The organism is Paenibacillus thiaminolyticus (assembly GCF_003591545.1).
Lineage (GTDB): Bacteria > Bacillota > Bacilli > Paenibacillales > Paenibacillaceae > Paenibacillus_B > Paenibacillus_B thiaminolyticus_A.
Map to the genome: position 1 here is coordinate 54662 of NZ_QYZD01000034.1, position 692 is coordinate 55353.

General features: G+C 56.5%; 1 protein-coding gene. It reads left to right on the top strand.

What is annotated here, in order from left to right:
• Positions 1 to 692, top strand: a 692-nt coding sequence (locus DQX05_RS24940; RefSeq protein WP_220483267.1) for a hypothetical protein, incomplete at both ends; no start/stop codon positions are given.

Below are 692 nucleotides of genomic sequence, written 5' to 3' on the forward strand. Positions count from 1 at the left end.
AATATGATGGCCTACTACTTCTCCTTCGCCGATGTGGCGGCCTGTTACTTCTCCTTCGCCGATGTGGCGGCCTGTTACTTCTCCTTCACTAATATGGTGGCCTACTACCTCGCCTTCAGCGATGTGATGACCTTTTACTTCACCTACTCCAATATGATGACCGGCTACTTCTCCTTCGCCGATATGGCGGCTCTTTACTTCTCCTGCCCCGATATGTCGGCCCGTTACCTCGCCTTCGGCAATATGACGGCCGCTCACTTCTCCTGCTCCGATATGTTGGCCTATAATCTCGCATTCGGCGATATGGCGGCCTACTACTTCACCGGCTCCGATATGTTGGCCCGTTACCTCGCCCTCGGCGATATGGCGGCCTACTACTTCACCGGCTCCGATATGTTGGCTCGCTACCTCAGCCTCAGCGATATGACGGCCGCTCACTTCACCTGCTCCGATATGCTCACCGGCTATCTCGCCTTCAGCGATATGACGGCCGGTGACTTTCCCTGCTCCGATATGATGCTCCCCTATCTCGCCCTCGGCGATATGACGACCTGTGAGTTCGCCCGTTCCGATATGATAGCCCGTTACCTCACCCTCGCCGATATGACGGCCAGTCAGTACACCTGCTCCGATATGATGGCCCGTTACCTCGCCCTCGGCGATATGGCGGCCTACTACTTCACCGGCTCCGA